Origin of the sequence: Fibrobacter sp. UWB4 (assembly GCF_002210345.1) — a bacterium.
GTDB lineage: Bacteria > Fibrobacterota > Fibrobacteria > Fibrobacterales > Fibrobacteraceae > Fibrobacter.
In genome coordinates, this window is record NZ_MWQI01000009.1 from 136,952 (window position 1) to 157,094 (window position 20,143).

Consider the following 20,143-nt stretch of genomic DNA (forward strand, 5'->3'; position numbering starts at 1 on the left):
TAAAAATAAAAAATGCTAGAATTGCTGTCACGAGCCATGATCCCATAATACCCTAAATTACATATTCCTAGTGAAAATATAGGAAAGTGAACGAGAGAACGTGTTTTCTAACCATTATCCTTATTAATTAGGTTCACCACCACCTTGGCCATCATGTCCTTTTCTTCGGGTCGGCTTTCGGCTATCATCAATGTTATTGCAACGAGGGTATTGTCCGCAATGCGTTTGGATCCGTCCTTGTTATAGAGAATTCCGTTGTTCTCCATAAACCAAAGGAATAGAGTCGCTGCAATGCGCTTGTTGCCATCGCTAAAAGAATGGTTCTTGATTACCAGGTAAAGTAGTGTTGCGGCTTTTTCTTCCACAGATGGGTATAAATCGGTTCCATCAAAGGTCTGATAAATTTGTCCGATGCTACTTTTGAAAGACTGGTCCTTTTCGTGTCCAAACAGTGAGCTGCTTCCAAATTTTTTCTTCAAGCTCCGAATGGCTTCCATTGCGTTTTCGTAGGTAGCTTTGAAACGAGCGTGTTTCGTTACTTTGCGGATTCCCAATTTTTGGTAATCGTAATCATCAAGAGTGTCAAGGGCGTATGTATAGTCAGAGACAACCTGAACCAAGGAGGTCGCCTCATCGGATGTCAATTTTTCCTGTGTCCTAGCGGTTCGGCCGACCAGTTTTACTAGCTTACACAGTTCGTCATACTTTAAAGAGGCTACTTTGTTGTTGATGGCGAAGCCTTTAACTAGGTAGTCCTTCAAGACCTTGTTAGCCCACTGGCGAAACAGCACACCGCGTTTGCTTTTTACGCGGTAACCGACGGAGATAATGACATCAAGATTGTAATAATTGACTTCCTTAGTCTGTGTTTTGCCTTTAATTGCACCGTGCTGAGTGGTTGTCGCAAATTTTGCGACAACCACATCGCCTGCCAGTTCTTCCCTTATTGCATTGTCGATGTGCTTACGAATTGTCTTGCTGTCTCTTTCAAAAAGCAGGGCCATTTGCTCCGCATTCAGCCAAACAGTCTCGTTTTCCATGTGGACGTCAATCTGAGTTTTGCCGTCACTGGTTTGGTAAATGATTATTTGGTCGTTTTCGGAAATCTTATTTGTCTTAATAGACTTCATATAGCCTCCATTAGTCGCTTTTGCGACAGGTTGATGTTAGAGGCGTCCCCTTATCCTAGAATTCCAGAATAAAAAAACGCACTAAGCCGAGTGCAGCGAAAATAAGCTTGCTTATTTTCATTGCCGAGGCGAATGCGTTAGCGTTCTAAAAACGCAAAACGCGGTTCTCCATTTGGCAGAGAACCACGTGCTGCATTAATGTATCTAATATCGCCAGATGTGGCAAGGTACTTAAGGAAATTTTACAATTAGGTTGGTTTATTCAAATCCTTTTCCCAAGCATTCAGACTATCCCGCTCTTCTTTTAACTTAGGAAGGATGTTTAGATAATCCTCTGCGACTTTTGCAAGATAATACAAGGAAAACTGCCTTGTGGTCAATGGTCGAGGGTATGAATTCTTCAAATCTTCAGCACTTGTTTTTAATTTTTTCAAAAAATTCTCATGTTCAATCAAGCTGTATGACTGTTTACGAAATCTTTGTTTTATTGCATCAATAAACTTTCTACTATCCTCAACATTCGTCAGACTAACATAAATTCTAGCAATCACATCTGGATCAATTTTTTCAAATTCAAAATCCTGTAATCCACAAAATTTACAAGAGATTTTGTCGCACAAGATCTCAACATTTTTAGGATTTTGGGGATCGAAAGTCTTTTCAATATTCGTAATTTCGTTCTCTTTTTGTTTTGTTTTACGATTAGTTAATATTTTCCTTATGTGTTCTACAAAGGCTTTATTTTTTTCTTCATAAACAAGATAAGTACTATCATAGCCTCGGCCATAATTGTCGTCCCATTGACTTAAATCGCTATACTCCATTTCATTTGCAATGTCATTGACATATTGTTTCATTCTTTCTGAAAATTCGTCAGCAGACTCCTCCAAGACGCCTTCTGATGCATACCAATACAATCGATAATACAAAGCAATTAAGGTATCTGGATTAAAAATTGTTTTTGACTCAATAGATTCATAAAACGAATCCAAAGCAAGACGACCTTCGGCATCACTCAATTCATACCAATGATATAGTTGTTCTGTCCAATACTGCTTTTTCCTATCAAACCAAATAGTGTCTTTTATTGCAGCAGTAACTTCATCTTTTTCAATAATAGATGATTCGAGCCATTTTTCCCAGATGGCATTCCACTTTTCAGTATCACAAGCATGACTCATTTGGCTAATGCATTCTATTTTACCAAAAGCATCATCAAAAGGATCTTTAACATTTTCATCATCTTCATCATCAACAATGTTTCCCGCTCCACGAGCAAAAGCCCTTGCCATTTGAATTTTCTGGGCCGCAACAACAAATGGATCATTGCGAAGCATGGCTAATTTTGCCCCGTAAACAGAGCATAAGAAATCGGCAAAAATTAAGGAATTTAATTCATTGTCTGTTAGTAAGCTTTTGGGGATGTTTTCAAAATTTGGACCTATGAAATTTTTCAAATCCTCAATAGACTGTTTGAATGCACGATAGTTATGCTTAGGAGATTTTTCAAGAATTGATTTGAGCAAAGCCTTATGAGGTTTTAGCAGTTCATAAATCTCATCGCCAAATATGGTTGCATCATTTTTATTCTCAGGAAACCAAGACTCAATGATTTCTTCCGGTGACGTCTGAATTTGAAACTTCTTGCCAACTACTTTTTCTTCTGTACTTGAAAGACTATGCAAAGTTTGATTTATAGATTTTTTAACAATTAGATCCACCTTCTCATTCTTACCCCAAATACCCGTAATTTCCTTTTGATGGATTTTTTGAGATTCATTTATTTCTTTCCATACATTTTCATCGGCAAGCAAAATACAAGGAACGTGTAAATGTTCCACATATTCGTTTAAATAACCGAGTAATTCCGGCAATGGCATGTCAGCTCGTTCCACATCGTCAAAAACAACTACAAGATTTTTGAAATCTTTTTCTTGTTTTTCTTTGAGCAAGGATTTCCTAAATGCTTCTGTAAAGCACTGAAAATCTTTGCCGATTCGTTCGCCAACGACCGCACCTCCAGGAACAGGAGAACTAGCACCTGCAATCATTCCGATAATAGGAAATGAGCTAGTAAATACTTTTATTTTCTTTGACATTAAAATCGGATGGAGTTTTTCAAGGACTCTGCTATCCATATCAGCTCTAGACTTGGTTCCAAAGAGACTGACGTAAAGAACAATATGTTTTTCACAATCCGTCAACCAATTCTCAACAATTTTCTTATCACCACCAAGATATTTTTTTATAAAATGAGTCTTTCCAGAGCCCCAATCACCAGTAATCAATACGGCATAATCCGGTTTATTAGAGACATTTAAGAAACCGTCTAAAAAATCTGCAATATGTTTATTATTTCCAAAAATTTTATTTTCATTAGACATAACCGTAAACTCCTATTCAAATCTCAATGTTAAAAAATGAATATCTTTTTTTTCGGCAAGGACAATTGGAATTCTCTTAATATTGTAGAGTGAGAGCTTGTTTTGAATTCCACTAACAATTCCTCATTTGCTGCATCTTGCAAAAGCTCTGGCGGGTTCCACGCTACTGCGCAGCTTGCTCGCAGACTCCCAGAGAGATGCTTTTACAGATTTTTCGGGGACGGATTTCTTCGCCTTTGCAACTTTTGCCATATAAACCTTTTGCAAGTAACTGCACTGGATCCTTCGACTTCGCTCTTACGGGCTTCGCTCAGGATGACACGACGAGGGAAATATATAATAATGGAGGGAGGGCTATCCACTTTTCCATATTTTGTGGTGAGTGCAGAATATGCTCATACCAGTTTTTAACTCTACATCTCCAAAAAATTACAGGGAAATGAGGTGCAAGCGAAGTTATAACTACTTAATTAGTATAGATTTGCACTCATGAATATCGTTATTTATGCGCTTTTTGCTCTCTCTGGTTTTGCGGGTCTCATTTACGAGGGGTCGTGGGCCAGGTACCTTAAACTTTTCCTCGGGCATTCGAGCTATGGTCAGGTGCTCACGCTCTGCATTTACATGGGCGGGCTTGCGATCGGTAGTTTTGTCGCGGGCAAGCTTGTGGAGCGCGTGAAGAGGCCGCTGCTCGGGTATGCGGCGGTGGAGCTTGCGATTGGCATTGGCGGGTTGATTTACCATCCGATGTACATTTGGATTACGGATTACTTTTACGATTCGAATTTTGTGGCGGGGTTGAGTTCGCGCGGAGCGGAAATTCTGAAGGTGGTTCTGGCGACGGGGTCAACGCTCCCGATTGCGATTGCGGTGGGCATGACGTTCCCGTTCATTGCGGCGGGACTCATGCGCAAGAGCGGTGCCGAAGTCTCGCTCCCGATGCTTTACTTTACGAATAGCCTCGGCAGTGCGATTGGTATTTTGTTCACAAGTTACATCTTGATTCCGGAACTTGGAAACCACATCACGCTTTGCGTCGCGGCTTCGATTAACTTTTTGCTGGCGGCGATTTTCTGCTATATCGGCTATACGGCGCCTTCGACGCACGAAGAAGAACTTGAAGAAGAAGGGGCTGGAGCGCTGGCAACGGCTGGCGGGGATGTGGCGAGTGTTCGCGAGAATGTCGCGCGTCCGGAACCGCTTAACGAAGATTATGTGGCTGAACACAAACTTGCGATGCCTCCGAAGAACATGTGGTTCTGGATTGCTGGGATTACGGGACTTACTTCGTTTGTCTATGAAATTGTCTGGATCCGTTTGCTTTCGCTGTTGATGGGCTCTTCGAGCCATAGCTTTGACCAGATGCTTTCGGCGTTTATCTTGGGCCTTGCCATTGGCAGTGCCGTGAGCGGAAAACTCTTGAAGAAAGATTCGCTCGTGGTGCTTTCGCTCGCGCAGATTTTCATGGGATTCTTTGCGCTTTGCACGTTGTATTTCTACAAGCCGTTCTGGGAAGGCATGAATGTCGCGAACCAGATTTTCAATACGACGAATGACGGTTATGTTTGCTGGAGCATTTTCAAGTATGCGCTTTCAATTTTGTGGATGGTGCCGACGAGCTTCTTTGCGGGTATGACGCTTCCGCTGATTACGCTGATTTTGACGCGTGCGTTCAAGAGCGAAGCTCCGATTGGAAAGGTTTACGGCTGGAATACGGTGGGCTCGATTCTCGGTTCGGCAGGCGGTGGACTTTTGCTGTTGCCGCTGATGCAGCTCAAGGGTTCGCTTGTGCTCGCTGCTGTGCTTGACTTTATGATTGGCTTTATCTTGCTCGTCATTTATCGCAAAAAGTTCCGCTATAGCGTACTCTTTTACGTGATGACGGCGGTGATGATTTTGCCTTCGTTCTTCGTGAATTTTGACCCGCACATGATTACGTCGGGCGCGTTCCGCGCTTACAAGAATTTGCATCCGGACGAAAAGATTGTGGTGCGTGACGGTAAGACGGCGACAATCAGCTTCCACGAATCCGACGTGCATTATTACGTGAAGACGAACGGTAAGGCCGATGCGAGCATGAGTAAAAATCGTGAACGCCCGATTGAAGGCGATGAGCTTACGCAGGCGGCGACTGCATTTATGCCGATGGCGATGAAGGACAAACCGTACGATGCCGCAATGGTCGGTTTTGGCAGTGGCATGGGTGCGCATTACTTGCTCTCGGATCCGCTGGTGCGCGATTTTGACTGCGTGGAAATTGAAGAAGAAATGATGAATCTCGCTCGCGGATTTTATCCGTGGAACGCTCGCGGTTACGATGACCCGCGCATCCATATTTTCATTGATGACGCGCAGACGTTCTTCCTCACGAACCGTCGCAAGTACGACTTGATGATTAGCGTGCCGAGTAACCCGTGGGTGAGCGGTGTCGCAAGCTTGTTCAGCCATGAATTCTATACCAAAATGCGCCGCTACATGAAGCCGGGCGGACTTTGGGTGCAATGGATCCAGACGTATGAATTCAATGACTTGCTGTTCCTCAACATCTTGAAAGCACTTGATGTGGCATTCCCATACGTGAGTTTGTACAAAGCTCCTGAAGAACCGGACATCATCATTGTCGCGAGTGACGAACCGGTGATGCAGCGTGCGATTGGCCGCTTCAGCACGGATTCGACGCTCGTGAAGGAATTCAAGCGCATCCACCGCGAACCGGATTTCTTTGGCGAACAGAATTTCTTGTTCACGTCGAAGATGGTAAAGTCGCTCTTGGATGGCGTGGAACCGAACAGTACGTTTATCCCGATTGTTGACAACAAGGCGGAAGAGGCTCGCTTTGTACATTCGAATGCTCGCATTGTGCAGGTGTTCGATAGTTGCGAAATTTGCTGGCCGGAATATTTGGACTCGGCGGATTATGTGCTGCGTCGCCCGATAAAGGTGCAGTCGATGCTCAAGGCGGGTACGGACAAGTATCGCGAACGTGCGCTGTTGGCGTATCTTAAAGAAGTGAAAAAGCGCAAGAAAGTTTTCGAAGGTATTTCGACAATGCTCGATTCCAATGCGGATGATTCTGAAAAGGGCTCGGATTCCGCGGCATTATCGGAAAATTCTGTCGATTCAGCAACGGCAGTGGATAGCCTTGTTCGTCCGAAATTCAAGGTGGATGAAACTTCGCCGGTTTGGAAAAAGTTCCGCGAGGAATATGTGGAATGGATGCGTGGCATCCCGATGGAAGCTCGTGACACGAATAAGGTTTATGTCAAGGTTCGCAAGCTCGTGAATGCGGGCGTGTTGCCGGAATCGTTTGTGGATGAGTTCAACATCATGGAAGCGGCCCGCACTAAGAATTACAGACTCGCTGCAGAATATGTCGCGAATTTCTACGAGAAGTACGAAGTCGCTGCGATGGATGAGTTCTTCTTGCGCAACGCAATTCTGATTGCTTTCCTTGCGCATAACCCGACGCTCGCCGATGTGCTCTACAAGGAAGCGATCAAGCCGCACGAAGAATTTGCCCCGATCGAGAAACTCCTCATCCAGAAGGAAATCCCGAGAATCCGCAGAAAGTAGGGCGCGCTCGCGGCGCATCTCGTCATCCTGAGCATACGATACGCGTCTCGTTGCGGCGCGCCGAGTCATTCTTAAAACATCACTGGATGTTTCGCCCTGCGGACTCAACATGACGGGGTTGCGGGCTTTCTCTATTCATAAAATGGTGATGCCGGATCAAGTGGGCATGACAAGGTCTTCATGTTGCATTTGGATGCATAAAAACAAAAGGAAGCGTTCGGCGCTTCCTTTTAACTTTTAATAACTGCTGACCAATGACTATGGACTAATGACTAACCCATTAGAACAGGAATGATATGCCAACGTTCGTATAGAACGTCAGAAGCGTTGAATTTGTGAAGGACGGTTCTACGGTCAATCCCTGATTCAAGAGGTTTGTGAAACTCTGCACAACGCGAAGGTTCAAGTGAACGCTTCTTGTAAGCATGTAGCCGCCTTCGATGGCGAGTCCCACTTCCATATTTGTTGAAACGTATGTGTTCGTGCTTTTTTCGGAGTTTCCTGTGAATACGCCGCCGTTGGCTTCGGAACTGAATTCCGTATCGCCCATCAGTTTAAGTCCGAGATGCAAGCCAGCTGCTGCAAAAAGGTCGTATTGCTCGAACGTGTAGCGGAACATAATCGGGAGTTCGAACAACATGATGTTCAGCTTGCCCTTGTTGGTGTAAACGCCCATGTCCTTTTCGTAATTGTACTGGCGGTAGTTGAATGTGAGTTCTGGAACAAGGCTGAAGTTCTTTGTGAACATCGAAATCTTGATTATAAGACCGGCACCGGCGTTCCAGCCTGCGCCCCAGCCTTCAGAGTTTGAACCGAGGAACGTGTTGAAACCGCCCTGCACACGAGCTCCGAGGAAAACAGACTGCGAAAAACCTTCGCTTCGCTGTTTGCTGATTTCGGAACGCGATGTCGTCTGGGTCTTGTATCTTGCGTATGCGCTAGCGTAATCTTCGTCGTTTGCGAATTCGCTATCGTTAGAGCCGTCGTATGAACCGTTGGAATCGCTACTGGAGGCCGGGCTGGGCGAATCGACTGAAACCCATTCGTCGTCATCGGAACTTTGAGCGAATGTGCCTGTGGAAAGGGCCAAGATCAGAGACGCGAGTAAGCAAGATTTTCTTAAAAGCATGGTCAAATAATAATAAAACGTGGAGGTTCAACGACTTAAAAATATTTTATTAAGGGTGAAATGAAAAGAAAAAAATGTTTACAGAGGGACTGATGCCTTAAGTTTTATGCTTGCTTTAGGTCTTTGGGGTGAAATATCCCTAATCTGGCGTTTTTTATCCTTTTGGGATGGATAAAACCGCTTGTACCCTGCTTTTTTGTAACCTCAGAATACGTGTCTGGAACGGCTGATGAATGAGTGGTCCTGTTTGGGCTGATTTTGCGTGTTTAAATGCTTATTTTATTCTTGCATGGCTTTTCTAAGTATTTATAGTTTACTTGGGTTTTTATAGTTTGATAATATAGCGGTTTGAACTTTTATAGGAAATGCTGACATGTTCAAAAAAGATTTTTCTTGTGTATGGCTCGTGCTTGCCTGCTTGTCGTTGGTTTCGCTCACTGCTTGCAGCGATGATGCGGTGGGTAATCCCCGTTCTTTGGCAGAACCCGGGTTGCCTACGGATGCTTCCGGCGATGGCTTAGCTTTGTCCAGTCAATCGGATTCGCTTGTGTCTGTTGCAATTCCATATGCAGGCGGCGTCATGACGGTTGATTTCCCTGTATGTAATACTGAAAGTGAAGGCCGTGTTGAAAAGTTGTTTCTTGGAGGTGACAAGTATGGCTACGATCGCTTCTATAAATGCGAGCAAGGCTCCTGGAATGAAACGGACATTTCTGCAACTTGCGATACTGCAGGAGTCTCTGTGGGGGCGATTTGTAAAAGAGATCGCAAAAATGGCTTTTTTTATTCTAATGGGGCGTATTCATACTCGTCATATGTATTTATTTATGCCGGCAACGGCGTCTGGGAGGACTTTGATGGCCTAGCCAAGATGACCAAGGAGTGTACTGCCGAGAACGAAGGTGATAAGGAAAAACTCGTTTATGGTAGTGATGATAATACTTTGGCTGTTTATTACAAATGTTCAGAGAATAAGTGGACTGAAATAGATGAACCTACTTTTTACTGTGCAGAGGATTCCGCCTCTGTTGGCGGAACTTGCTCGGTTGAAATAGATGGAAAAATGGCGTACTATAAATACGAAAATCGCGGGTGGGTGAAATCCGGCTATGATCCTGAATTAGGTTTTTGTCCGGTGATTTATAAAACTTATTTTGTCTCTTGTGGGGAAGGTTCAGAATTTGATTGTAAAGTTGACGAATATAATCAGCCCAAATTACGTGAATCCGGTTGGGTAAATTACTATTGCAGAGCTGGGCAGTGGAAACAGTCGAACATTGTGCCAAATCAATATACGGATCCTCGAAAAGAAGGCTTAACGGATATGGAATACGATGTTTTGGATTTGCCCAAAGAAGCAAAAGTTGGGGACCGTGTAGGTGGATTGCTGGAAACTTGCTGGTATGATGTAGAGCTTTATACGATAGCTGGTTGGGGTGTGTATGATTATTGCTTGTCTCGAAATTATTACCGCTATCGTGAAAATGGTTCTTGGACCTTGGAAACGCGGAGTGAATTTGAGGACTATTTATCTTCTGACCACTTAGGCTGTAATGCAGAAACAGAAGGCGAAAAGAGGTATTCGCTGCCGCGTAATGATGAACCCGGTGCGGTTTACCAATGCGTTTCTGGTTATGCCGAACCTGTCGAATATATCTTTAATCATTACGAAAAGAAATGAGTGCAATGTGTAAGAGTTTTTTTATTACATATAAAAAACGAATGTTTTTTACGCACTTGATTAAGTATTTTGTTGCAAATTAATTTTTGACATTACACTGGAGATGTGTTTATGTTCAATAGGAATCATGTTTGTGCGATTGCAGCGATGGCTGCAATTTCGATGGTGTCTCTCGCGGCTTGCAGCGATGAGAGTCTAAATATCACCAATGTTCCGGATGAATCCGAACTTTCAAGTAGTTCTATGCTTTCGGTTGAGCCGGGGTCGTCGTCTTCGAGTGAACTGTCGTCATCATCGGCGAAAGTCTCCAAACCACGGGATTGTGATGCTAAGGAATTGACTGTTGGTTCTGTTTGTGTTAGGAAAGAACGTGATCCTGTGTGTGGCTTCAAGGCTTCGTGCGGTGATGGCATCATCGAGAATGAGTATGTTTATATGGGCGATGGAGTCTTTGAAACATTTTATGATATTGCTCATAAAGCACCATGTAATGCTGAAAATGAAAACTCTAAGCAGAAGCTTACTTATGGGGACAAATCTTTCCAAAAATCGGAGTACTATATGTGCTTGGGAGGTTTTTCCGAAGACAAGGCGATGAAGCATCCCGACGAGGACCCCATGGTTTATGAGTGGTTCCAGATAAAAGAGGCTGAATATTATTGTGCGGTAAAATATTCTGATAGTGAAATTGTAAGCGCGGCCCCTGTTGGGGAAGTATGCTCGTTTGAAACGTCTGAAGGGGTGCAGAACTATTTAAGCGTATATAATCCAAATACGGATGTGGAGAAAATGGTATGGGAAAAGTTTGAACCTAAATCTGAATTAGGCCCGTGCCCGACTGAGTATTTCTTTAATCGCCTTTTCAGTAAGTCGGGTGAAAAGGTTTATAAGTGTTATTTAGGAGAATGGGTATTGGCTGAGGGGATGATGCCGCAGCAGTATTTGGACCCTAGAAAAGATAACTTGACAGACGAAGAGTATGATGTCTTGGAATTGCCTCAAAATGCTTCGGTGGGTGACCGTGCGGCTGGCTTGCTGGAAGATTGTGTTTATCACAAAGAGTTTTCTTATTTTTTATGCAATAGTGAACAAGCTGATTCTTATATTAGTAACTGCTGGATGCATAAGCGTTATGATGACTGCGAACCTCGAAATTATTATCGATATCGCGAAAATGGTTCCTGGACATTAGAGACTGACGAAGATCAGTTAAATGACAGTCGCTTCCAAGTACCTGAATGTTCTAAAGAAAGAATGGACGCAGTTTTTGAAGTCCCGTCACAACCGGGCAAACCCGGTGAGGCTTATAGATGCATTTGGTATTCCGATGAAGATGTTGGAAATAACAAATTGGCTGGCTATGTCTTTCATAGGGCTGAAAAAAGTAAAATGTTTTAACCACGTTTACATGATGTGAAAAGTGGATTGAATAAAGGAAATATGAAAACGTATAATAAAATTTCTGCAATAGCAGCGATGGCTGCAATTTCGATGGTGTCTCTCGCGGCTTGCAGCGAGTCAAGTCTTACAAATACAGATGAACCTGTAGCGTATTCTGAACGCGCGCACGGGGATCCGTATGCGGAGGTATCTTCTTCATCTGGAGAAGAAAGTAATCTGAAGTGCGAGCCTTTGACTGAAGGTGCGATTACGCGTTTCTTGGTGCAAAAAGAAGGCGATAGATTGAAGAATGCTTGCAGCGAACCACTGGCTGTTATTGGTGATGGTGTTTATGCAGAAGATTGCAATGCGGAAAATGATGGCCGTGTCTTGTCGCTGTGGAGCGGAAATCCCAAGTATGGGTATATGTCGTATTACAAGTGTCAAAAAGACTCTTGGATTAAAGGCGACATTAGCCTCACTTGCGATACTGCCGGCGTGGCTGTGGGTGATACTTGTGTTAAGCAGAATTCGATAAACATATTCCAGGCAGGCATGAATCCTACGGGTGAGATAGTGTCTTTTGTATATAAGGGCAATGGTGTATGGACTAAAGTCGAAACGGAAGAAATGGCAAGAATTGCTAAGTGAAAACTAACCGCGCAGAATTGTAATTTTAGCTCTGGATGAAACCCTTCCAGGGCTTCTTTGTTTTATAGAAACTTGTTTTTGTTTTATTTTTTTGAATTTTTTTTTATTGAATTTTGTAATTGCCGAAATTTGATCAAAAACGCCATTTTTGTTTTTAAAATAATGTTGCGTTGTTTGGGGCGTGTTTTTATTTTATAAGAAGTTGCGGTATGTGAGAACTTTTTGCTTACAAAAAAAAGTTCGAATGTGCTTTTGCGTTTTTAATTGGTTATTTTTATTATAAATTATTTTTGGCATTATGCTGGAGATGAGCTTATGTTCAAAAGGAATCATGTTTGTGCAATAGCAGCAATGGCTGCAATCTCAATGCTTACACTCACTGCTTGCGGTGATGAAAATTCAGATATCACCAATGTTCCGGAAGAATCTGAACTTTCAAGCAGCTCGACGCCTTCTGTTGAGGCAGAGTCGTCTTCGAGTGAATTGGTGCTGTCTAGCAGCTCTGCGCCCGCAATTGAATCTTCGTCATCGGTAGAATCGTCTTCGTCGTCAGAAGAGGATCCTTCTGATAGAGAATTGACCGAAGCTGATGTAAAGTGCAGTGCTACTAAGCCTCATCCTGTTGACGGTGATGAATGCTCGTATAAAAATGATGACGGCTATTTAAAGGATTATCTGTATGTTGATGGAGGTTGGAGGGAGTCTAACGCTGATTCAACATTTGGTCTGTGCCCGACAGAGTATCATTCTAGTAAACTGTATAAAAAATCGGGTGCGGATTATTATTACTGTGTCTGGGGTAAATGGTTCCTTGCCGTTATGGTTCCTCAACAATTTACGGATCCTCGAAAAGAGGGCTTGAGTGATGAAGAATATGATGTTTTGGATTTGCCCAAAAATGCCTCGGTGGGCGACCGTGCTGAAGGTGCGCTGGAACGTTGCGTTAATGGCGTTACCTTAATACTTCGTAGTGGAGTATATGGCTATGGTGCCGCAAAAACCTCTGCTTACTGTGAGGCCGAGAATCATTACCGATATCGCTCGAATGGTACCTGGACTTTGGAGACGGATGAAGATTTACAAAATGATAGCAGATTCCAGGAAGTTGAGTGTACCGAAGAAAATCTTGGCTCTGAATATGAACTAGGAAATGGTTTGATTTATAGGTGCGAGAATGTGCAAACTACCGATTTTTGCAATAAAAATACATGCAAATATAGTTGGAAACCTGGCGCTGTTGTGGTTGATGCTCGCTATAAAAGGTCAACCTTGGCAAGCCCTACGGAAGCTTGCAATGAATCGAATGACGGGGAAAAAGTTGTTGTTGATGCTGGTCCTATAGTTAGTGGTGATATGCCTTGGCAAAAACGATTGCTTGACTACCAATGCAAATATGATTCTGAAAAATCGTTGGGTAAATGGGAAGTTGTTGCAGAAAGATCTGTTGGTTTAAATGACTAAAGAATGGGGTTATGAACATGTTTAATAGAATTTCTTTTTCTGCAATCGCAGCAATGGCTGCATTGTCAATGGTTTCGCTCACTGCTTGCGGTGATGAAAATACAACTTCGCCTTTGATTGAACAGCCGTCGTCATCAAGTGAATTGGAACTTTCAAGTAGCTCTGCACCTTTGATTGAACTGTCATCGTCATCGGGTGAATCTGGTGATAGCGTACAAGTTGAATTGAAGTGTGATTATGAGACCAAAGGTGCTGTTACGCGTTTTTTGGTGGAAAAATCTGGTGAAGTATTGAAGGATGTTTGCAGCGAACCGTCTCCTATTATTGGCAATGGCGTTTATGCAGAAGATTGTAATGCGGAGAATGAAGGTCGCGTTTTATCGCTGTGGGCCGGAAATGCCAAGTATGGGGGTATGTCGTATTACAGGTGTCAAAAAGACTCTTGGGTTAAAGGCGACATTAGCCTCACTTGCGATACCGCTGGCGTGGCTGTGGGTGACACTTGTGTTAAGCAGAATTCGATAAACGTATTCCAGGCCGGCATGAATCCTACGGGTGAGATTGTGTCTTTTGTGTATCAGGGCAATGGAATTTGGACTAAGGTTGAAACGGAAGAAATGGCAAGAATTGATAAGTGAAAACTAAAAGCGCAGACTTGTAATTTTAGCTCTGGATGGGGGGATCCCTTCCAGGGCTTCTTTGTTTTATAAAAACTTATTTTTGTTTTAAATTTTTAAAATTTTTTAGATTGAATTTTGAAATTGTTGAAATTTGCTTAAAAACGCCATTTTTGTTTTTAAAGTGCTATTGTGTTGTTCGGTACAAATTTTTATTTTTACTATCATGAAGCCTATTACCGAATACAAAGATTATCGCGAATATTTGTTGGAATATTACCACGAACGGAAGCGCTGTTCTGCGTTTACGTGGCGTGAATTCGCGAAATTGGCGGGGTTTGCTTCTGGTTCGCACTTGAAGCTCGTTTGCGATGGTAAGACTGGGCTTCGCGAAGATGGGGCGAAAAGAACCGCGCAAGCTATGAACTTGTCCGATTTTGAACGTGATTATTTTGTCCTGATGGTGCGCTATGAACGTGCGAAAACGGATCTTGAAAAGAAAAAATGCTTTGAAGAGATGAAAGCGCTCTGTGAAGCTAGCCGTGTGAAAATTCTCGGTAGCGAAATGTACTCTTTTTATGAAACTTGGAAACATTCTGTTGTCCGTGAACTTGCTGTAGCGATGCCGGGGGCGAAACCGAACGAGATTGCCAAAATGTGCAAGCCTCCGATTTCTGCAGCGGATGTCAGTGAAAGTTTAAGTTTTTTGGTGAAGTCTGGACTTTTGACGCGTGATGTCAAGGGACATTACCACCAGGCGAATCAATCGCTCTCGACGGGGCGTTTGAACGTCGTTGCGGTGGCCGTTCATTCGTTGTTGCGCCAGATGGGTGAATTTGCTTTGGAGGCTTTGGACAAATTGCCTATTTCGGAACGAAACTTTAGCGGTATTACCATGGGCGTGACGGCGGAAAGTTATGCAAAAGTTGTTGAAGAGCTTGTCCAGTGCCGTAAACGTATTGTGTCGATTGTCTCTGAGGATAAGAATGTGGAAAAAGTTTGCCGTTTGAACATGCAACTTTTCCCGCTGACGGAAAATATTTGCAAAAGTGCTTCTATAAGAGAAGCTCAAAAATAAATTGAATTTAAACGAGTGAGAGTGAGTATGAAGTATTGGTATTTAGTTGCATTTGCAACATTGTTTTGGGCTTGCTCCGAAAGCAATATGGCGGGCGGCACGAGCGAAGAAGCCGAAGGCATTGTCGCGATTAAGGATCGTGAAGTTGCTGGTGTTACGCAGAAGGGCCCTTTTTTGGTGGGGTCCTCGGTGACGATTCAGGAACTCGATGGAAAAACTTTAATTCAAACGGGTAGAAGCTTCAAGACTAGCGTAAAAACTAATTTGGGAGATTTTGCTGTCAAGAATGTGAATCTTGCTTCGCAGTATGCTTTGCTTGAAGTAAATGGCTATTTTCGTAATGAAGTTACCGGAAAAAATTCTGAAGGCATGATTTCTTTAAATGCACTTACGGATTTGACGAACCGTAACAATGTAAATGTGAATGTTCTTACGCATCTAGAGACGGATCGTGTTCTTAATCTTGTTCAGAAACAGGGCATGTCTTTTGCAGATGCTAAAAAACAAGCTGAGTCAGAAATTTTTTCGTCATTCGGCTTTGCGAGAAACTGGCAATCTCCGGAAGATATGAATGTTTTTTCTAGAGGAGATGATGGTTCTGAAGCTTTGTTTGCTTTAAGTGTGCTGATGCTGGGGAATGGTTCTGTTGCGGACTTTTCTGAACGCCTTGCGTTGGCAGCACGTTCTTTTGCGGAAAATGGTGAGTGGCACGGTCCAGAAAAGGGCGAAGTCGTGGATTGGGCTTATCAAATTGAAAGTGAAGGACATACAAAAAATGTAGAGAGAACAACGTTGTCAAAAATTGAAGACAATGTGGGGTCGTGGAATATACCTTATGATCCGTCATACTTCCATGTTCCTAATATAGATAGTCTTCTTTATGTATTTTGGATAAATGAATATGAACTTGGGCCGTGTGATAAAAATCATTCTGGAAATATGAAAAAAGTTGCTAACCCACATAGTAAGTACTTTAATAAAGAATTTGTATGCTACTACAAGAATTATTATAAATGCACAGGAGATGGATACGGATGTCGATGGTATCTTGCGGAGGATCCGGTTAAATATGTGGAAGAAAATCGCGAAAATCTTCCTGATATGGAGATTGGGGATGTTTTTTGGGCGACCGAAAATCTAAAATACGATTTTCATGATACCGTTAATGCTAAAAACGCATGCTATCGCGATGTGCCTAGATATTGCGAAATGTATGGAACGCTCTATGATTATAGAACTGCTTTGAAAGCGTGTCCGGACGGATCCCGTTTACCTAAATATGGTGAGGTCGAAAGCCTTTTGCAATATTATGGTGGCGCGGGTAAGAATGCTGCAGATTCTCTGCTTGTAATGAATGATTATGAACGTGATGTTTTTGGATTTCAAGCCTTGCTAGGGGGGAATGGTGAATATGAAGGTGTGAACGAAAATACAGCGATGTGGATTTCTTCGGACGATTCTAGCGGCACGAAATATGTTCTGTGGATAGATTCGTCTACAGCAGAAATTAGGCCGTATTCCTCTGAATTAGCTTATGTTCGCTGTGTTTTGGATGTTGATAGCCTTGCGGCTATACAAGAATATGACGTTATGAGTGATTCACGAGATGATCAATTGTATCACTATACTGATGTTTCGTTTGAATATATCGATAATGAATCGGTGTATCTTCAAATGCGACGAATTTATGTCCTTGTTGAGAATATGCGTTATAATGGCGATTCGCTCTATTCTTGGAACGATGCTATAGAAAATGTTTGTCCTGAAGGATGGAGACTGCCTAACATTTATGAATGGATAAGTATTTTCAGGTCGCGCATTGATAATCCTTCTTTCGTTCCTTCTGAGGATAGTTTGCAGACTGTGGTGTATTATAATGTTGACAGGAGGGAATATCCATATTACGAATTGTTTGGAAAAGACAAAAAAATACTTATTGGACAAGTACTGAGGGTGTCTTTGTAAATTCATTGGGTGAGAATGTCCCGGCCGGACAAGTGGTGAACATGAATACTGCAGAGCATGATAGATATGACGTGAGAATGCTTTTGGATGATAAGTTGGAAAAACATTCTGTTCGTTGTGTTAAAGATGCGGATTAGTACAACTATTAAGGAGCGCTAAGATGATGTATTGCAAAAAATATATTGTATCTAGATTGATTCTTCTCGTTGGAACGTTCTTTTGGGCGTGCTCGTCAGAAAATGTTTCTGGTGGCAATGAAGCCCTTGATGGAATGATTAACGGTGTCTCTCAGAAGGGGCCTTTCTTGGAAGGTTCTTCGGTTACGATGCAAGAACTTGATGAAAACTCGTTTGCGCAAACAGGCAAAAGCTTTAAAGGAAAAGTGGTAAATGACAGAGGCGATTTTTCTATCGAAAATGTGGCCTTGGATCATCCGTATGTTTTGCTTGAAGTGAACGGGTATTACCGTAATGAGGTTACCGGGAAAAAGTCAAATGGTTCAATATTCATGAAGGCTCTCGCTGATGTCAGTAAACAGCCGAAAGTGAATATAAACTTGCTTACGCATCTTGAATATGAACGAGTCCAGACTCTGATGGAACAAAATAATATGTCCATTGAAGAGACAAAACGACAAGCGGATCGTGAAATTTTTGCAGCTTTTTATGCCGATGTTGATTATGATAAGGTAGAATACCTGAATATTTTTGGAAATGGCGAAGGCGATGCGGCGCTCCTAGCAATCAACGTTCTTTTACTTGGTGAAGAATCGGATGCTAGTTTCATGGAACGTTTTGCCTTGATGGGCCAAGATTTTGCAGCGGATGGCGTTTGGAATGATTCGTCGCTTAAAATGAAAATTGCAGATTTTGCTTGCAAAGCGAATCGTTCGGGAAAGCTTGCGGAAATTCGTAAAAATATCGAATCGTGGAAAATTGCCGATGTTCCGGCATTTGAGACTTACGTGAATCGATTTTGGACAAATCAGTATGGTCTCGGCAAATGCGATGCTTCGAATCTTGGAATGCGAAAATTATTGATTGATGACAGTAGAAGTTCGGCTTTTCAAGATTCTGCGTTTAAATGTACTGAAAACGGATGGGCTCCTTATTCAAGTAATGAAGTCTATTCTAAATCAGTTGATGTGGAATGTACTGCGAAAAATGAAGGTGAAGTCAACGTTGTATGGGAAGGAAACGCAAAATATGGAGGCTATACTTATAGTAGGTGTGAAAAAGGTTTGTGGGTTCGTGGCGGCATTAGCCTCACTTGCGATACCGCTGGCGTGGCTGTGGGTGACTTGTGCCACAAAACTGGAACGGTGAATGCATTCCGGGCATCCATGCCAGATTTCAAAATACCTGAATATGTGTTTGTATATGCTGGTGATGGCGTTTGGAAGGATGTTCAAGGCTATTTCGAAATGACCAAGAAATGTACGGCGGAGAATGAGGGTGATAAAGAAAAATTCGTTGTTGGCAAAGGGGCTGATGTAATTACATCATATTATGCCTGTTCCAATGGCGAGTGGACTGAAATCTATGAGAAAGATTATCATTGCACTACGGAAAAAACGGTTGTTGGCGATACATGCTCTTTTGAGTCGGAAAATGGAATAAAACATTATTTGTTTATGCATTCAGAGTTTCAAGACATAGATCTCTGGGCGGAATCAAAAGTAGATCCCGAATTGGGCTACTGCCCGATGCATTATTATAGTTTCGATCATAAAAATTGGATTTACAGTAAAAAAGGTGATAAATATTATTTGTGTGATTATGGTGAATGGCTGCAAAAGGATCTTGTGCCTCGCCAATATACGGACTCTCGAAAAGAGGGCTTGACGGATGAGGAATTTGATGTGCTTGACTTGCCCAAGAATGCAAAGGTGGGCGACCGTGTTGGAGGACTTCTAGAAAGCTGTTGGTATGATGATGAATCTAGTTATTGCATGCCTCAAAATTATTATCGGTATCGTCAGAATGGTTCCTGGACTGTTGAAACGGAAGAGGATTTGTAAAAATGTTTAATAAAATTTCTTTTTTTTGCGATTGCAGCAATGGCTGCGTTATCAATGGTATCGCTCACTGCCTGCGGTGACGAAAATGTTACTTCGCCTTCGGTTGAATCTGGTTTGTCATCGGGTGAATCTGGTGATACAGAGCAAATCAATATTGGAGGCTTTACTTATACTTTCCCAGTTTGTAATGCGGAGCGCGAAGGGGCTGTTGAAACAAGGTATGTAGGGCTTCCAAAGTATGGCTCTAATCAATACTTTAAATGCGAACAAGGTTCCTGGAATATGAAGAGCAAGGTCGATATTGAGTGCAAACAATCCGATGTGAAGATTGGTGATGTTTGCTCAATTGATTATGTCGAAGATCTTTCGTTGGGAGCCCCGATTTATTTGTATTGCTATGTCTATACTGAAGAGAGCTGGACCCATAAGGGTTCTGACCGTTGGTATGATCCTACATACGCTAGCACTTGTGAAGAAATCCTGAATGCGCCTAAGATTGGAACGGAATGTAGTGGTAGTGAAGATGCTGAAAGAACGGTAGATAATAAGGTTTATCGTTATTCCTGTTCTTCGGGTGGAATGGCAAGTATGGGATGTTGCACACACTGAAAATAATTGAAGCGAACCGTCTCCTGATATGTAATTTTAGCTCTGGATGGAACCCTTCCAGGGCTTCTTTGTTTTATAGAAAATTGTTTTTGTTTTATTTTTTGAAATTAATTTTAAATGAATTTTAGAACTGCCAAAATTTGATCAAAAACGCCATTTTTGTTTTTGAAATAATGTTGCACTGTTTGGAGTTGATTCTTATTTTATGAGAAGTCGCGACATGTAAGAATTTTTTTCTTACAAAAAAAGTTCGAATGTGTTTTTGCGCGTTTAATTGGTTAATTTTATTGTAAATTATTTTTTGCGTTATGCTGGAGATGAGCTTATGTTCAAAAGGAATCATGTTTTTGCAATCGCGGCAATGGCTGCATTTTCAATGTTGTCGCTCACTGCTTGCAGTGACGAGAACTCAGATATCACCAATGTTCCGGAAGAATCCGGGCTTTCGAGCAGCTCGACGCCTTC

At 42.4% G+C, this 20,143-nt stretch carries 14 protein-coding genes; 10 read left to right on the plus strand and 4 right to left on the minus strand.

The window, feature by feature from the left end; all coding sequences use genetic code 11:
- Nucleotides 1–107: 107 nt before the first annotated feature.
- The 3 genes from rhuM to B7990_RS15155 form a co-directional block, all read right to left on the minus strand.
- Nucleotides 108–1,130, minus strand: coding sequence for a virulence protein RhuM/Fic/DOC family protein (gene rhuM, locus B7990_RS12845; protein ID WP_088641317.1), 1,023 nt, complete (start codon nt 1,128–1,130; stop codon nt 108–110).
- 248 nt (nt 1,131–1,378) lie between these two features.
- Nucleotides 1,379–3,514 (minus strand): P-loop NTPase fold protein, encoded by a 2,136-nt coding sequence (locus B7990_RS12850; protein ID WP_088641318.1) that lies wholly within the window; start codon nt 3,512–3,514, stop codon nt 1,379–1,381.
- A 123-nt stretch (nt 3,515–3,637) separates the two neighbouring features.
- Nucleotides 3,638–3,766 (minus strand): hypothetical protein, encoded by a 129-nt coding sequence (locus tag B7990_RS15155; RefSeq protein ID WP_254917530.1) that lies wholly within the window; start codon nt 3,764–3,766, stop codon nt 3,638–3,640.
- A gap of 237 nt (nt 3,767–4,003) precedes the next feature.
- On the opposite strand from B7990_RS15155, the gene B7990_RS12855 reads away from it, so the two are divergent.
- On the plus strand, nt 4,004–7,087 hold the full coding sequence (locus tag B7990_RS12855; RefSeq protein ID WP_088641319.1) for a spermine synthase: 3,084 nt from the start codon (nt 4,004–4,006) through the stop codon (nt 7,085–7,087).
- Nucleotides 7,088–7,367: 280 nt separating this feature from the next.
- On the opposite strand, the gene B7990_RS12860 is transcribed toward B7990_RS12855, so the two are convergent.
- Nucleotides 7,368–8,216 carry an outer membrane beta-barrel protein gene (locus tag B7990_RS12860; RefSeq protein WP_141099288.1) on the minus strand — a complete coding sequence of 283 codons (849 nt, stop codon included), beginning with the start codon at nt 8,214–8,216 and terminating at the stop codon, nt 7,368–7,370.
- A 373-nt stretch (nt 8,217–8,589) separates the two neighbouring features.
- Between B7990_RS12860 and B7990_RS12865 the strand changes: the two genes are divergently transcribed.
- From B7990_RS12865 to B7990_RS12905, 9 genes are all read left to right on the plus strand, one after another.
- The gene (locus B7990_RS12865; RefSeq protein WP_088641321.1) at nt 8,590–9,897 is read left to right on the plus strand and encodes a hypothetical protein; all 1,308 of its coding nucleotides are present in this window, start codon (nt 8,590–8,592) and stop codon (nt 9,895–9,897) included.
- Between the two features lie 111 nt (nt 9,898–10,008).
- The gene (locus tag B7990_RS12870) at nt 10,009–11,295 is read left to right on the plus strand and encodes a hypothetical protein (protein WP_088641322.1); all 1,287 of its coding nucleotides are present in this window, start codon (nt 10,009–10,011) and stop codon (nt 11,293–11,295) included.
- A gap of 42 nt (nt 11,296–11,337) precedes the next feature.
- Nucleotides 11,338–11,928: a hypothetical protein gene (locus B7990_RS12875; protein ID WP_088641323.1), complete on the plus strand. Its 591-nt coding sequence runs from the start codon at nt 11,338–11,340 to the stop codon at nt 11,926–11,928.
- A gap of 264 nt (nt 11,929–12,192) precedes the next feature.
- Nucleotides 12,193–13,389 (plus strand): hypothetical protein, encoded by a 1,197-nt coding sequence (locus tag B7990_RS12880; protein WP_176407330.1) that lies wholly within the window; start codon nt 12,193–12,195, stop codon nt 13,387–13,389.
- A 17-nt stretch (nt 13,390–13,406) separates the two neighbouring features.
- Nucleotides 13,407–14,027: a hypothetical protein gene (locus B7990_RS12885; RefSeq protein WP_141099289.1), complete on the plus strand. Its 621-nt coding sequence runs from the start codon at nt 13,407–13,409 to the stop codon at nt 14,025–14,027.
- A gap of 205 nt (nt 14,028–14,232) precedes the next feature.
- On the plus strand, nt 14,233–15,084 hold the full coding sequence (locus tag B7990_RS12890; protein ID WP_254917531.1) for a TIGR02147 family protein: 852 nt from the start codon (nt 14,233–14,235) through the stop codon (nt 15,082–15,084).
- A gap of 27 nt (nt 15,085–15,111) precedes the next feature.
- Nucleotides 15,112–17,049, plus strand: coding sequence for an FISUMP domain-containing protein (locus B7990_RS12895; protein ID WP_088641326.1), 1,938 nt, complete (start codon nt 15,112–15,114; stop codon nt 17,047–17,049).
- Nucleotides 17,050–17,209: 160 nt separating this feature from the next.
- Entirely contained in the window at nt 17,210–19,069 is a 1,860-nt protein-coding gene (locus B7990_RS12900) for a hypothetical protein (protein WP_088641327.1), read from the plus strand.
- Between the two features lie 39 nt (nt 19,070–19,108).
- A complete protein-coding gene (locus B7990_RS12905) occupies nt 19,109–19,678 on the plus strand; it encodes a hypothetical protein (RefSeq protein ID WP_141099290.1) in 570 nt (189 codons plus the stop codon).
- Nucleotides 19,679–20,143 lie beyond the last annotated feature (465 nt).